This is a genomic window from Pectobacterium jejuense (assembly GCF_026800125.1).
Classification (GTDB): domain Bacteria; phylum Pseudomonadota; class Gammaproteobacteria; order Enterobacterales; family Enterobacteriaceae; genus Pectobacterium; species Pectobacterium jejuense.
Genome location: NZ_JAPQKX010000001.1, coordinates 461,044 through 476,880, shown reverse-complemented (window position 1 = coordinate 476,880; position 15,837 = coordinate 461,044). Strand labels below are relative to the sequence as shown.

Below are 15,837 nucleotides of genomic sequence, written 5' to 3'. Positions count from 1 at the left end.
TTTTTTTTAATTTTTGTTATGCCTCACAAAGTTCCCTAGCTTTTACATTTAGAAACACATTATTTCCATTTGTTACTCGATTACGAACTTTGTAGCATCTTTAGGGTGGATTAACTGGCGAGTGAATGGAAAACTGCGTTCAGACACAGGAAGACACCAAACTTTCAGGAATAGTTCCGTAAAGAATTATTTATGGCAGTGGCAGGTGTCTAAATAACACCAATGAGGGTAATAATGATGAAACGCAACATTCTTGCAGTAGTAATCCCAGCTCTGTTAGTCGCAGGCGCAGCAAACGCCGCTGAAGTTTATAACAAAGACGGCAACAAGCTGAATCTGACTGGTCGTGTGCACGCAGGTTATACGTTCAATAACCAAAGCGAAGAGAACGCAGATAATACTACCGCTCGTCTGGGCTTCAAAGGTGAAACTCAGATCGCTGACCAACTGGTTGGTTTTGGCCGCTTCGAATACCAGTTCGATGCTAACTCAACTGAAGATTTGAACGGTGGCGCGGGCAAAGAAAAAACCCGTTACGCTTTTGCTGGTCTGAAATTCGGTGATTTCGGTTCTTTCGATTACGGTCGTAACCTGGGCGTTGCTTATGACGGTCTGGCTTATACCGACGTTCTGCCAGAAAATGGCGGCGACAGCAGCATCACTGATACCCTGACTGGTCGTATCGGTAACGCAGCAACTTACCGTACCACCAACCTGTTTGGTTTAGTTGATAACCTGGGTTTCGGTCTGCAATACGTTGCTAAAGACGAAGAGAAAAATAGCGCTGGTACATCAGTTGACAGACTGGATCGTCGCCATGGCGATGCATGGTCAACCTCTCTGTCCTATGACACTGATTTCGGTGTAGGCGTGGTTGCTTCTTACGGTTCTTATGGCCGTACAGCAACACAGCAGGGCGTAACTACTGGTGCTGTTGGCGGTGCCAAAGCTGACGTATGGTCTACTGGTCTGAAATATGACGCGAACAATGTTTATTTGGCAGCAGTTTATGGCGAAGCCAGCAACTTCTACAGAATCAACGGTGCCAACGGTATCGCTGATAAGAGCCAGATTTTTGAAGTTGTTGCTCAATATAACTTCGACTTCGGTTTGACTCCAACTCTGGCCTACGTTTCTCGTAAAGACAAAGTTGATAGCTCGAGCGCTACCAACACTGGCCGCAATGACTACGCAGTGAAATACGCAAGTATTGGTGCAACTTATGCATTCAACAAAAACTTCTCTGCTTACACTGAATACGATATCAGCCTGATCGATAAAGACAACGCTTATGGTATCGAAAACAACGATGTTGTAAACGTTGGTGTAATCTACCAGTTCTAAGTTGTCGCAGCATAACGTAACGAGTTAATCGTTCGTATTGCATGAAAAGACAGGGCTTCGGCTCTGTCTTTTTTATTGCGTGCTGAACAGAGCCCCTTACGGGCCGTCGCCCGCGACGTTGAAAAACGCTCCCCGGCATTTTTTGTTTCTGCTTTACGCCACGCTGCGCCAATTATTCTCGCCTAACCAGTCTTTTATTTCGTCTCTCTCCTTCTCCCTGTTATTTCCCTTTCTTTTTGACATCAACGGTTGGCAAAGCCTTTTACTGACGGTACTCTGAGAATTCTTATTTCATCTCAGTTATGGAACATTCTGGCAATGTTTGAAAATATCTCTGCCGCACCGGCCGATCCTATTCTCGGGCTGACCGATCTTTTCCGCGCCGATGACCGCGCGAATAAAATCAATCTGGGTATTGGTGTCTATAAAGATGAAACCGGTAAAACTCCGGTTCTGACCAGCGTAAAAAAAGCAGAACACTATCTGCTGGAAAATGAAACCACCAAAAATTATCTGGGCATTGACGGTCTGCCAGCATTCGGCCAGTGCACGCAGGAGCTGTTGTTTGGCAAGCAGAATGCCATCATTACCGACAAACGTGCCCGCACGGCGCAAACACCAGGCGGAACAGGTGCGTTGCGCGTAGCCGCTGATTTCATTGCAAATCAGACGTCTGCAAAACGCATTTGGATCAGCAATCCAACCTGGCCAAATCACAATAACGTCTTCTCTGCTGTCGGTCTGGAAGTATGCCAGTATGACTACTACGATGCTGCGAACCACGCGCTGGATTTTGATGGCCTGCTGAACAGCCTGAATGCCGCACAAGCCGGTGACGTGGTGCTGTTCCACGGCTGTTGCCACAACCCAACCGGTATCGATCCTACCGCTGAGCAGTGGGCTAAACTGGCCGAACTATCAGTAGCAAAAGGCTGGCTGCCGCTGTTTGACTTCGCCTATCAGGGCTTTGCTCGTGGGCTCGAAGAGGATGCGGAAGGCCTGCGTCTCTTCGCTGCGAAGCACGATGAGCTGATCGTATGCAGCTCGTACTCTAAAAACTTCGGTTTGTACAACGAGCGCGTCGGGGCCTGTACGCTGGTTGCAGCCGATGCCGCAACGGCAGATAAAGCATTCAGCCAGGTGAAAGCCGCTATTCGTGCAAACTACTCTAACCCGCCGTCACACGGCGCGACCGTTGTTGCGACCATTTTGGGCAACGACGCACTGAAGGCCATTTGGGTGCAGGAATTGACGGCGATGCGTGAACGCATTCAACGTATGCGTCAGCTGTTCGTGAATACCTTGCAGGAAAAAGGCGCGCAGCAGGATTTCTCCTTCATCATCGACCAGAATGGGATGTTCTCATTTAGCGGTTTGACCAAGGAGCAGGTTCTGCGTCTGCGTGACGAATTCGGCGTTTACGCAGTAAATTCTGGCCGTATCAACGTTGCAGGAATGACGCCGGAAAACATGGCTCCGCTCTGCGAAGCGATTGTTGCCGTACTCTAATCGTTCTGCGATCAAAAAAGCCGACACCCTGTGTCGGCTTTTTCATTTATGCTCTCTTATTTATAACAACGGCTTACTAAGAGGCAGCAAACTACCAAATCGCGGCATCTTCACGCAGGAAAGGATTCGTTTTACGTTCATGTCCTAAGGTCGACATCGGGCCGTGCCCCGGAATAAACGTCACATCATCGCCCAGCGGCAACAGCTTATTCTTGATGGACGCAATCAGCGCCTGATGATCCCCCTGTGGGAAATCGGTACGCCCTACACCGCCGTTGAAAATCACATCGCCCACCTGCGCCAGACGCGATTCCGCATCAAAGAAAACAATGTGGCCCGGCGTATGGCCTGGACAGTGGAAAACCGCCAGCGTCGTCTCACCCACGCTGACCTCATCGCCTTCCTGTAGCCAGCGCGATGGTGTCAGCGGCGCGCATTCTTCCAGACCAAACATCCGGCTCTGTGCCGGTAGCCCTTCCAGCCAGAACGCATCTTCAATCTGCGGGCCAATAATTGATACCTGATAGTGCTCGGCCAACTCGGCAGCCGCACCCACATGATCCAGATGGCCGTGCGTTAACAGAATCTGTTTAACTGAAATCCCTGCATCCGCGACGGCACGTTTGATTTTTTCTGCATCGCCACCGGGATCGACAATCGCCGCTTCATTCGTTTTTTCGCACCATAACAACGTGCAGTTCTGGCTAAATGCCGTTACCGGGACAATTTGATATTTCATATCACTCCATGTTGAATAAACTGAGCGGTTCGCTCTGCATTAGCGAACCGTATCAGAAAAAAATTTAACGCTGCGGTAGCGAATTACCAGGTGCGGACTGGGCCGGTATCGATGTGAACGAAATCGCTGCGGGGGTAGTAGCCGACGCCGCCGGCACGCATCTTCATCGCCGCTTTACGAATGTTAGCGAGTTGAACACCTTCAATATGGAAATCCATCGCCTGCCCTTTCGTGTGGTAGCTCTGCTTTGCCACACCTCTGCTATGCGCGCGTAATTCATTATTCGTATCTATCGCGCGATAACCAGAAATCAGCTGTACGGGCTTGTTGGTGCCCAACATCACCTGTAAGCGATAGAGCTGATCGAAGAGTTGGGGATCAATCGTTTTGACTTTATTGGCGCGATAGTCGCGGAAAAAGTGATTCAGGCGGGAAAGTTCTGACTTGTTATACCGTTTGCCATCAAAGAATTCCGTTTTCAGTCGCTCTCCGGTATTCAGATTGTTCAGCGTCAAAATTCGTGGTCGGGGTGTAGATAACGTCGCAAATGCCTGACCGGGAAGCAGTGCGATACCCAACGCGGCACCACCCAGTGCAAGCCACTTACGGCGATGATTGTCAATGTGATCCATAGAACAAGTACCCTGGCTAAAGAACGGTATAAAAGGAGGCACAAAACGTGCCGCCTTGAACCTTAACTGCCAGAGAAAAGTGAGTCAACCCGCTTTGCTTACAGGTTTGCGGGAGATCGCATCGATCACCCGCAAAACGATCAAATACCGATACCGCTAATGCTCGTGTTTTCAATACTTACTGAAGCAACAGCCCTGCTCTGGACAGCACTTTCGTCCCGGCACGAGCGGTGTCATCGTAATTGTAAATATCTGTTCGGAACTGTGGTCTACCATCTTCAGCCACCCACGCGGTCAGATAATAGAGGTTGACCGGAATCCGATGTTTCATCGACACGAAGGTGGTATTTCCCTGATCCAGCGTGGAAGAAATACGACTATTATTCCATCCCGCATCCTGCAATAGCATGCTAGCCAGTTCCGATGCCTTATTAACTCGCACGCAGCCGGAGCTCAGCGCCCGGATATCACGCTGGAACAGATTGTGATTAGGCGTGTCGTGCAGATAAATCGCTTCTGAATTGGGCATATTAAATTTATAGCGTCCTAGCGAGTTATTCGCACCTGGGGCCTGACGCAGTCGATAAGGGAAGCGCTCTGCTGAGACCATCGGCCAATCGATCATGGAAGGATCGATCGCTTCAGCATCCTGGCTCCAGCCGGACAACACCGTGTAGCCATGACGCTCTAGATAACCGGGATCGCGCACCACTTTAGGGATGATGTCTTGCCGAGTTAGCGTCGTAGGGACATTCCACGGCGGATTGACCACCACGTTATACAGCGAGCTGCTCATCAATGGCGTTTTGCGTTTAGGCTGCCCCACAATGACGCGCGATGATAAGCGTTCAGCGCCATCCTGATAATAGATCAGCGAATAATTGGGGATGTTCACCATGATACCGGTGTGAACATTGTCCGGTAACAGGCGCAGACGCTGGATATTCAGCGCCAGCAGGGTTGCGCGCATTTGCGGGGACACATTGAGCCAATCGCGCGTACGCTTACCAATAACGCCATCATCGTCCAGCCCTTGCCAGTGCTGGAAGCGTTTAACCGCGTCAACCAGTTCGCCAGTATAACGATCGTCGATAGCACCGCCCTCGACCAGCGGAGCCTGTCCTGTCGATACTGTCGTCGCTGCGGTATTTTCGTTAAATAGCGTAATGCTCTCCGTTGAAGACAGCATGCCAGTACGTTGCAGAATTTCACGCAGCACCGCCAGTTCCCGACTCTGCTGCTCTGGGCGCAGAGACTCCGCCAGATTCAAACTCGGCCACGGGCGATTGTCAGCCAGCATCGTCTTCAGCGCTTCATGCATTTTGGCGTATTGCGAATGCTGTGGCGCCAGCGAAACCACATAAGCCGCGCTGGTACCGGATTTCACGGCCTGTTGCCATTGCGAAACGATATTGAGCGCTGGCGATTGCAAACGGTAAGGTACGCTGCTGTACAGCCAGTCGTTACCGCTGCGTTCTACGCCCGAGACGAACTGCAAATAGCCCAGCATCGCATCCGATAGCACGATATCACGCGCAAATCCGGTCAATTGCGGGTCGGTCAGCCAGGTTACCCACGTAGTGAACTGCGGCTGTACGCCAGCTATCGCCAATTCGGCCAGCTGTTGCTGAAACTGTTGAACCGCACGGTTATCTGCCCACATAGGTTGCATCTGATGTTGGGCATAAAGCGATGATAAATCAGAGAGATAATGTAACGTCATACCGTGCGGCAGCGCTGCCAGAAGCCCTGCACGGCTATTTTCTACAGACACCACGCCCGAGCTTTGCGATAAGCCGGATACCACCGTCGGAGATGCTGCCAGCACCGAAAACGAAGGAGACAGGCTTCCGACCCAAATACAACCTACGCGTAACAGCAGCCTGACCATTTTTCGCTTATGTAACAACAACATCCATTTATCCCCTGTACTCATTAATCACTATGCTTTCACGACAATCCACGTTGGATATGGAAATAACAAACCGAATTCGCTCGTATACGGTCATACTCGCGTAAGCACATTCTTTAGGTTTTCTTGTGTAGAAAACGAGAAAGAATGAAATATGAGCATTTTTATATCGCGCCCGTTATTACGGTACGCCACCTTGCAACATAAAACCGCAAATCCTTCTACGGCCTGCAATCGTTTTATCGTCAGTATATAAAGAGAAAAATATTTTTGCTTCTTCTTCTGGTTATTATCTTACGCGTTTGATGAAGCTATTCGCATTCAACATTCCCTTTGCGCCACGCTTTACGAAAAAATAAAGCCGCTTAAAAAAGCGGCTTTATCATTATAGAGGAAAATAGCGGCAAGGTTTACAACGATAAAATTTACCGCTCCCCACTACGAGGCTTGCTCTTGTGTCTCTGTCTCTGGTGCTTCCGCTCCGAAACCGCGCAGCCCGACCACATGGACGTGCTCGTTGTTCTGGTAGACTTTACGCACCAGCTTATAGGTGGTTCCCTTCTCGGGGCTGATATTTTCTGGTGCCGCGATGACCAGCTGCATTTCCAGACGATCGCAAAGCTCGAACAGCGTCGCAATCGACTTGGCATCCAGACGCGCCGCCTCATCGAGGAACAGCAGACGACATGGAATAATATCTTTGCCACGCAGGCGCTTAGACTCTTCTTCCCAGCTCTGCACCACCATAACCAGAATCGACATCCCGGTACCGATGGCTTCCCCGGTCGACAGCGCCCCACTTTCCGCTCGCAGCCAGCCATCCGCGCCACGGTTAACCTCAACTTCCATTTCAAGGTAGTTTCGGTAATCCAGCAGCTCTTCACCGATAGTTTGCGGCGTGCGCTGTCCCATATCAATCTCAGGATTCAGGCGCTGATACAGTTTTGCCAACGCTTCCGAGAAGGTCAGACGGTTGCTGTTAAACAGATCCTGATGCATCTCCTGCTGTTCGGACAACACGTTGAGCAACGTGGTATGCGTTTCGCGCACGTTGACGTTGAGACGAACGCTCTTCACCTGACCAAACGCGACCGCTTGCAGCCCTTGGTTCAGCATCCGAATGCGGTTCTGCTCACGCTGGATCGTTTTACGAATGATGTTTGCCACGCTGCGTGAGCTGATGGCCAGCATCTGTTCACGCGCCGTCAGCTCTTCAGTCAGACGGTTAAGCTCGATCTCCATCTGCTCAATCGCTTCTACCGGATCATCGGTGCGGATAATATCCTGACGGATACGCTCGCGCAGATGCTGGTAAACGGCGATATAGAACTGGATCTTGCGTTCCGGCCGCTTCGGATCTTCGGAAAGCCGCAGCACATCGCGCAGATGTTCGTTATCCGCAACCGCCAAACGCAGCGCACCCAGCGCCTTATCCGACATGGAACGCAGTTCATCGCCTTCCATGTACGCCAGTTCACGACGGTGCAGACGACGCTCGACACCGTTGTCTTTCACCAAACGCATGACGGCACACCAACCCGCTTTCGCCGTCACAACCTGCTCACGCATCTGGTGATAATCACGCTCCAGCTTGCGCAATTTCTTCTGCAAGCTGTCCATTTCCGCTTCACAGAACGTAATCTGTTTTTCCAACTGATTCCGGCGTGAGCGGTTGGTGCTTAATGCGGCATGCAGCTCATCACGACGCTGACGGGCGCGCGCTTCGGCATCAGCGTCCGCACGTACGCCGATATCCTGAAGCTCTTGCGTCAGTTCCTTCAGCATGTCCTGCTTGGCATCGTAAGAGCTTTTCAGCGATGCCTGAACTTGGCTGTACTGCGTCAGCTGTGCCTGGTGCTGGCGTAGCTGCTCACGTGCTTTTGTTCGTTCCGTTTCAGCCTGTTCCAGACGATGACGCAGTTTGTCATTCAGACCCGCGTTTTCACCCAGCATTCCAGCCGAATCGGCGTAGCTGAAGTGCGCGCGACGCTGCACAACCTCAGTCAGTGCAAACGCCTGCTGTTTTGCCTGCCGCTGTGCGTTCTGCGCCTGCGTATAATCTTCCTGCAACTGCTCATGCTGCTGCGGGTCGCTTTGCAGGACAGAAACCAACGGTTCCAACTTAGCCAGCGTTGCACCGTGCTGCTGAATGAAGCGCGCAGACTCTTCGGTTTCATCCAGTTCCGCACGAATCTCTTCCACGCGATCCTGCAATGTCTCATCGCAAAGCAGGCTAATGCGCGGAATCAGTTTATTCAGCTGTGCGCTGGCTTCTTTCGCCTGATCGTACTGCTGACGCTGCTGCTGGTTTTCGCCATCAAAGCTGGCCATCGCGCGATCCAGCTCGCCGCGACGAGAACTGAGCGTACGAATTTCCGCTTCGGGATCTTCATCAAAAACGACGGCCAGATGCGTACCGATAAAGCGGCTAAAAGACTGGTGCAGGCGCTGCGTTTTTTGCACGTCAAACGACATCGTCGCGTACTGTTCCGCCAGCGTTTCTCGCTCATCACGCAAGCTTTCCAGACGCATTTCCCGCGCGGCGCGACCAAACAGCGGCACTTCTGGGAAGCGCGAATAACGCCATTGGCGCTCGGCGACTTTCACCACGACAGCACGTTCTAGCTCTTCAACGGCAAATACGCTGTCATCAAACGACTGCGGATCCCCCTCGATCAGATACAGGTCTTCCGGGCAATCTTCCAGACCGGCAAGCTGATCGCGCACCAGCGAAAGATCGGACACCACGATGGCATGGCGGGAGGGACCATAAAGCGCCGAGAAGTACGGTGCATCATCCAACGTCACGTCATCATAAATCTCAGACAGCAGCACGCCGCCAAAGCGTTCCGCCAGCGCGTTCAGGCGCGGGTCTTCCGAACCGCCGGGCTGACTCAGGCGCTCAATCTGCGTTTCGATCTGCCGCTTGCGGGCCGCGATGTCGTCACGTTCAACCGTGGTTTCACGCTCGCGCTCCAGCAACTGCTGCATGAATTCCGTCACCTGACGGCTATCTTCAAACGTTTCGCCGCTCTGCTCACTCAGCTGCGTCAGCATTTCCTGTGCAGCCAACCAGACTGGCGCACGTGCCGTCAGCTTCTGAATACGCTGTTGAGTCTGCTCCAGCTCCTGACGCAGCGCCATGCGACGCTCACCCGCTTCTGCCACCAGTGATGACAGCGTTTCGATGCGGGCATCAAGTTCTTGCTGGAGTGATTCCAGCTCTTCCGGTTGATAATCCTGGCCGTTGCGTTTACTGAAATCCTGCAATAACCGCTCGGCATCCTGCTGTTCGCGCAGGCGCTGTTCCAACTCAGACAGGCGCATCCGCAGCGGCTGTACCCGTTCTGCCTGATAGCGTTGTGAAGAGCTATCGCGCAACAGGTCGCGTGCAACCTGCCAGGCTTCGTTGCGATTCACCGCACCGGCAATCTTAGTCACCAGCTGATAGGCTTGTTCAAACTGGCCGTGCGCCGCATCGGCCACGCTCAGTTTCTGCTCCAGCATCAGCAGGATTTCTGTCGCTTCCTGCTCTTTCGCCTGATAGCTGTCCAGCCACTCATCCGCATTGTCTGCCGTTAAATCTGGCAACTGACACAGCGAGCGGGCGCGTTCCAGCGCCTGCTGCGCCTGCTGATACTGAATGGCGCGCGTCTGCTGCACGTCCAACGCCTGCTGATAGTCGGCAAGCTGGCTTTTCAGCTCATCCACTTCCAGTTCGGCAGCATCGGCGCGTTCTTCGTTTTCCGCCTGCTGCTCCCGCGCTTCTTCCACCACCTCGTTCTGTTCTTCGAGGCGATAGCTCAATTCTTCCAGGTCGGCGTTATAGCGCTCAATTTTTTCCTGCTGACGCATCGCTGTCTGCACCAGATTCAGGTGATCGCTGGCCGCCTGATAATCCGTTTCCAGATCGCCTTCGGCACCGCTCTGCTCTGCTAGCTCCCGCGCCATTTCTACATGACGATATTGCTCACTCGACAACTGCTTACGGCTGGAGAACAGGTCGCGACGCAGTTCTAACGCGCCATCCAGATGAATACGACGCTCATTGGCGTGCCGCATGTAGTCGGCGGCAACATAGGAGGTCGCTTCAGAGATCAGGTGCTTAAACAGGTCGCGATCGGACTGGGTGACGCGAATCGCCTCCAGCGTCATGCGGTTTTCACGCAGCGCGGCTTCCATATCCTGAAACGCTTTACGCACGCCGCTGTTTTCCGGCAGCAGGTAGTCACGCAGCGAGCGAGTAATGGCGCTGGAAATACCACCGTACAGCGAAGCTTCGATCAGGCGATAGAACTTACTGCGATCGGAAGCCGAACGCAGGCGACGCGGCACCACACCCAAATCAAACATCAGCGAGTGATAGTCGGTGATGGAGTTAAACTGCTTGAACTGAACGCCTTCCATCTCTTCTACGCGCTCTTTCAGCTCTTGCAATGAGAGCACGCGCGCCTGACGATCGCCGACCACTTGCGTCAGAATTTGCGTTGGCTGTATCGCCGTCGGTAATCCCTGAATGGTGAAAGGCTTGATGTCGACTTTACGGTCGCGCCCTGCAACCTGCTGGAGACGAACCCCAACCAGCACGCGCTGATGACGCGAGTTAACGACATCCAGCGTGGAGTAGCAGACGCCAGCGCGCAGTTTACCGTGCAAGCCTTTATCGCGTGAACCGCTGGTGGCACCGGCTTCGGTGGTGTTCCTGAAGTGCAACAGCGTCAGGTCAGGGATCAGCGCCGTAATAAAGGCGGCCATCGTGGTGGATTTCCCGGCACCGTTACCGCCGGATAGCGTGGTAACCAGTTCATCCAGATCGAAGGTGCGGGCGAAAAAGCCGTTCCAGTTGACCAGCGTTAGTGAGCGAAATTTACCGCGTTCAATCATTCCTGTTCATCCTCAACACTTATTCATCCTCGCCCGTTTCTGGCGCGGTATCATCGGTGCGATCGTTATCGTCGCTGTCATCTTTCAGCGACAAACTACCTTCAACAGGCATCGCTTCACCATCGCGAATCATACGTAGCTGTGCTTCGCGGGCATCATCGCCGCTGCGCACGTCAGCCCCGAAGCGGAACACTGATTCGGTAATTCTGAATTTGCTGCTGTCATTGCCCATAAAGTAGATCATGCCTAACCGACGTAAGCGGTTAAGCGAGGTTCTGACTTTCTCCTGCAGCTTCTGGCGATCCAGATCGGAACCGGTCGAACGCTGGTTAACCAGCTTCAGCAGTTTGCTTTCATCCGCCAGGCTCAGCAGCTCTTCATACAGCTCCTGCTGGCTGAAAATGCCTTCGTGCGCCAAACGCTCCGGGCTCAGATAGAGGTAGCAGAGAATTTTCCCTACCATCATATCCAGCTCAGACAGCACCGAGCGCGGGATCAGCGTGGTAGAGCGCGGTCGCAGATAGAAGAATCCCTCCGGCGCGCGGATCAGCTCCACGTTGTAACGGCTGTAGAACTCTTCCAGCACTTCCTGGAAATCCATCAGAAATACGTGGTTCTCCAGCTCTTCAATGCCAATATGACGCCCGGCGCGCAATTGGCTGTCCAGCGCAGGAAAGAGGTTATTCGACAGCGCGGTTGCCAGCTTCACTGGCATAAATTGTTCAATATTTGTCGATGACATGGGCCTGCACCTTGGCTCCGTAATCATTGATCGCCTGCCACAATGCAGGCAATCCGGTGAAATCTGTTTCGGCTACGCCCAGACGCACTGCCTGGTCGACCACGATTCGGGCAACATCAAAATGCCGCGAGCGAGGATGCTGCGCGAGGTACTCACGCATCACTTCACTCAAATCCAGCGGAATCTGTTGCGCTTTATATTTATGCAGCGCCTGCTCGACTAGCGCGATCAGCTGCTCGCGCATTTCACTAAACTCTTCGTATTCCAGCTCCGGCGGCAGTTCACCGGTGACTTCTTCACTACGCAACGTCAGCTCTTCGTCGCGCATATCCAGCAAGCGATCGGCGTTAGCGAAGGTCAGCGCCCAAGGGCTATCGAAATAGCTCTGCACCGACTGACGCAGCCGCTGGGCAAAGACGCGGTTTTTATCCATATCAATCGCGGTACGGATAAACTTATGTACGTGGCGGTCGTAACCAATCCACAGATCGATCGTCTGCTGTCCCCAGCTCACAATGCGATCGAGTTTGTTTTGCAGGTCAAACACCAGCTTGTCGACAAACTCCAGGTTATGCGGATTATTCATAATCGCATCCTGAATGCTCAACAGGCTCGTCTGCAATTTGTCGCCTGCGGCTTCCAGCGTATCCTGTAGCTCACGCAGCGTCGATGACGTTTCCGTCAGCAGTTGCTCACAGCTACTGATCGCCGCTCGCCAGTCCTGATTTAACAGCGCGGCGATATCGTCTTTAACGCCCTGCTGCTGCTCATCCATCACGCGCTGTGACAGATCGATACTGTCAAAAATTTCTGCAACGGAGTATTTCAGCGGCGCAAATACATTGCGGTGCCAGTGAAACTCATCACCGTCTTCCTCCGCCGCATCGGCTGCGCGACTGAGTTCTTGCGCCACGATAGAGAGCTGCATAGAAAGGCGCAGCGTTGAGAACTCACGCTGCCGAATGTAATAATCGGTAATGCCAATCCCCAGCGGCGTCAGACGATAAATCGCATTACCTTCGGCCTGCTCGCTGGTAAAGCGGTTAAGCAAGCGCTGGCGCACCAGATCGTTAATCGCGTTATTGGCGCGAAGGGTAATGGTTTCGTTTGTCTGATCGAATCCCTGACTCACATGACGGAAGGCATCAATCAGCTCACCTTCACTCATTTCACCATCCATGCGTTCGCCGTTAAGCGTGGCAATCGCCATCAAAAACGCCAGGCGTTCGGTGGGGAGGGAAATGGAGAAATCGTTTTTTCGTGCCCAGGCGACCAGTTCGGGTACAGTCTGGGAAAAATCACTCATAATGCATCCTTCAAATGGGGTTTATGCGCCATGACATGGATATAACGGCCCAAACTCACAAAAGGCTCTTGCCGACAATACCGCTGTTCAATCTCCAGAATGTCGTCAAATTTCTCAACTTGCTGCTGTTTATTTTTCAAGTAGTCATGAAACACGCGCACACCAGTTTTCCCGCTAATGGTCAGCCCCATCTCATCAAGCCAGCCGTACACCTCTTGCGGGTTCAGCGGGTGATCTGGCGAGAGCGAGCGCCGTTTACCCTTAGGCATCCCGGCCTGAACATAATCAAAGTTGCCCACTACCATGTTACGCATCAACAGCCCATGATGGTTATAGAACATCAGGGACAATGCGCCACCCGGCGACAGGCTATCGTACAGTATTTTCAGTACCTGCTGCGGTTGCGCGACCCACTCCAGCACCGCATGGAACAATATCAGATCGGCGGGACTATCCATATATTGCGCGATATCCTGTGCGGCACACTGCACAAAACGCATATTATGGGTAACGCCCTGCGCCGCTGCCGCATTTTTGGCGCGCTGAATCATCTCACCGGAAACATCGCACAACAATACCTGATGTCCTAAAGCCGCCAGACGACAGGCCATCTGCCCTTCGCCGCCTCCCGCATCAAGGATGCGCAAAGGCCGTGCCGGGAGCTGGGTCAAAAGATTGCTAAGATCCTGCCACAATACCGCCAGCCGAAGTCTCCCCTTCGTCGTGCCATAGATATTCTGAGCAAATTTTTCGGCGATATCGTTAAAATTGCGATCCTGCATCAGTCATTGTTCCGCATCATATAAACGGGGATCTCGTGCAGGACATGTCTGCGCGATGCGATTTTTTCCAGCCTGCCATTTTGGCACAGGCTGGCTTAGAATAAATGGCCTTACCGCATGATATCTTCCCGGATGCGGGTTTTTCACTCAAAAGGAATGCAATTTTATGCTTTTCACACTCAAAAAGTTCGTCGGTGGCCTTCTTCAGCCCCTTCCATTGCTATTGCTTCTGATGGGTGTTGGCCTGTTGCTGCTCTGGTTTACCCAGCGACAGCGCACGGGGAAAGCAATAATACTCGCCAGTTGGCTGATGCTTATTCTGCTCAGCTTGCAGCCTGTAGCCGATCGGTTGCTATTACCACTGGAATCACACTACCCAACCTGGCGACAAACGCCGCAGGCGAGCAAAGCCGAGTATATTGTCGTGCTAGGCGGGGGATATACCTATAACGCGGAATGGGCACCCAGTTCTAATCTCATCAGCAACAGTCTCCCGCGCGTCACGGAAGGTGTTCGCCTTTATCATGCCAATCCCGGCGCAAAGTTGATTTTTACCGGTGGAGCCGCGCAGGGTAACCCTGTCAGCAGCGCAAAAACTGCGGCGCTGGTCGCCGAAAGTCTGGGCATTCCCCAGCAGGATATCATCATTCTGGATACGCCAAGGGATACGGAAGAAGAAGCGGCTGCAACCGCCAAGATTGTTGGCGAACGCCCTTTCTTGCTGGTGACCTCGGCCAACCATTTGCCTCGTGCCATTCGATTCTTCCAGGCTCAAGGGCTAGCGCCGATTCCCGCGCCAGCAAATCAGATGGCAATTACCTCCGCGCTCAACCCGTGGGAAAAAGTGTTCCCTTCCGCTTACTATTTATCGCACAGCGAGCGCGCCTGGTACGAAACGCTTGGTCGCCTCTGGCAGGCACTGAAGGGAACCACGGCAGCACCGCACGATGCCGAACCACCGCAGGCTCACTCCAGCCAGGGAGATAGCTCTCGGGAAGCGACATCAAATAGCTGACGGTCTAGCTGTCCCGTATGGATATAGCGGGAGACGGCTTCCCAAATGACATATAGCCAGCGCCGGTAGACAAAGGATTCAGATACCGGTGCCTGTTTCAGGTAGTGATAAAGCAGCTGCTCCGGCATGCCAGATTCACAAAGCCGGAAGAGTTCATACTCTCTGGGCGCCCATAACATCATTCCCGGATTGATCATTGCCAATAGCTGATCGCTACGTGCGTCCTTCAGCATACTGCGCAGCGACAGGTTACCGTGTACCAACACACAGCCATCCTCGAAATCGTCAAACAGCATCTCTAAGCACTGACGCGAACGATACAGCACGCTCCGATCCTGCTGCGTAAGCTGCGGCGCATTAACATTGAGCAACGTGGACCACAGGACTTCCAGACGCTGTTGATACCAGCTAAACCAGTCATTATCCTGCGTGCTGTCCACAGAACCGACGCAGCCGTGACTATCAATTCGGTGCCAGGCCAATACATTTTCAACAATCTGATCCATCAGCAGCGTCCAACGCTGGCCGTTTCTTGGCGGCGCTTCCACCGACACACCGCGCAAGCGCTCAATCAGCAGCAGTTCCCGATAAGGCTGCTGTTGCGTCAGTACCAGCCCATAAACGGTTGGCAGACGCACGTCGCCCTCACGCGCCAGCATCGAAAGTTTGTAGGCTTCCTGCTGCGCCACGCCCTGACAAACATAACTTTTAGCCAACAAAGGAATGGCGTTGCCTTCTTTATCATACAAGGCATACAGATCCGCATACGGCTGCTCGCTTATGCGCTCAAGTCGGCTGAGGCTTTCCCCCAACACCGTACTGAGTTCTGATTTCAACTGTTCCATAAACGGCGATACCTCAGTTGAGCCAAATAGCTCCACTCACCATGATGCGGCGAGCAGGCAATAAATACTTCAACGCAGATCAAATAAAAGGGGATCAATGACGGCAGGGAGTACGCCCTACCGGAGC

Annotated in this window: 11 protein-coding genes; 3 read left to right on the top strand and 8 right to left on the bottom strand. The window is 52.8% G+C overall.

What is annotated here, in order from left to right; all coding sequences use genetic code 11:
• Positions 1 to 234 precede the first annotated feature (234 nt).
• Positions 235 to 1,344, top strand: coding sequence for a porin (locus NXT09_RS02140; protein ID WP_275901592.1), 1,110 nt, complete (start codon positions 235 to 237; stop codon positions 1,342 to 1,344).
• Between the two features lie 318 nt (positions 1,345 to 1,662).
• Entirely contained in the window at positions 1,663 to 2,853 is a 1,191-nt protein-coding gene (locus NXT09_RS02135; RefSeq protein ID WP_268578663.1) for an amino acid aminotransferase, read from the top strand.
• Positions 2,854 to 2,944: 91 nt separating this feature from the next.
• Here the strand turns inward: NXT09_RS02135 and NXT09_RS02130 are convergent, their stop codons facing one another.
• From NXT09_RS02130 to cmoM, 7 genes are all read right to left on the bottom strand, one after another.
• On the bottom strand, positions 2,945 to 3,592 hold the full coding sequence (locus NXT09_RS02130; protein WP_205550770.1) for an MBL fold metallo-hydrolase: 648 nt from the start codon (positions 3,590 to 3,592) through the stop codon (positions 2,945 to 2,947).
• A gap of 83 nt (positions 3,593 to 3,675) precedes the next feature.
• The gene (gene mepK / locus NXT09_RS02125; RefSeq protein ID WP_010277035.1) at positions 3,676 to 4,224 is read right to left on the bottom strand and encodes a peptidoglycan L,D-endopeptidase MepK; all 549 of its coding nucleotides are present in this window, start codon (positions 4,222 to 4,224) and stop codon (positions 3,676 to 3,678) included.
• A gap of 178 nt (positions 4,225 to 4,402) precedes the next feature.
• Positions 4,403 to 6,139, bottom strand: coding sequence for a L,D-transpeptidase (gene ldtD / locus NXT09_RS02120; protein ID WP_268578662.1), 1,737 nt, complete (start codon positions 6,137 to 6,139; stop codon positions 4,403 to 4,405).
• Between the two features lie 435 nt (positions 6,140 to 6,574).
• A complete protein-coding gene (mukB, locus tag NXT09_RS02115; RefSeq protein ID WP_268578661.1) occupies positions 6,575 to 11,020 on the bottom strand; it encodes a chromosome partition protein MukB in 4,446 nt (1,481 codons plus the stop codon).
• 19 nt (positions 11,021 to 11,039) lie between these two features.
• Entirely contained in the window at positions 11,040 to 11,762 is a 723-nt protein-coding gene (gene mukE, locus NXT09_RS02110; RefSeq protein WP_010277044.1) for a chromosome partition protein MukE, read from the bottom strand.
• A complete protein-coding gene (gene mukF, locus NXT09_RS02105) occupies positions 11,743 to 13,068 on the bottom strand; it encodes a chromosome partition protein MukF (protein ID WP_095699264.1) in 1,326 nt (441 codons plus the stop codon). Before mukF ends, mukE begins: the two co-directional genes overlap by 20 nt.
• Positions 13,065 to 13,850: a tRNA uridine 5-oxyacetic acid(34) methyltransferase CmoM gene (cmoM, locus tag NXT09_RS02100; protein ID WP_268578660.1), complete on the bottom strand. Its 786-nt coding sequence runs from the start codon at positions 13,848 to 13,850 to the stop codon at positions 13,065 to 13,067. The genes mukF and cmoM overlap by 4 nt, the downstream gene beginning before the upstream one ends.
• Before the next feature lie 166 nt (positions 13,851 to 14,016).
• Between cmoM and elyC the strand changes: the two genes are divergently transcribed.
• Positions 14,017 to 14,865: an envelope biogenesis factor ElyC gene (gene elyC, locus NXT09_RS02095; RefSeq protein ID WP_240585158.1), complete on the top strand. Its 849-nt coding sequence runs from the start codon at positions 14,017 to 14,019 to the stop codon at positions 14,863 to 14,865.
• On the opposite strand, the gene NXT09_RS02090 is transcribed toward elyC, so the two are convergent.
• The gene (locus tag NXT09_RS02090) at positions 14,817 to 15,710 is read right to left on the bottom strand and encodes a YcbJ family phosphotransferase (protein WP_010277054.1); all 894 of its coding nucleotides are present in this window, start codon (positions 15,708 to 15,710) and stop codon (positions 14,817 to 14,819) included. The two genes, elyC and NXT09_RS02090, sit on opposite strands and share 49 nt — an antisense overlap.
• Between the last annotated feature and the right edge of the window lie 127 nt (positions 15,711 to 15,837).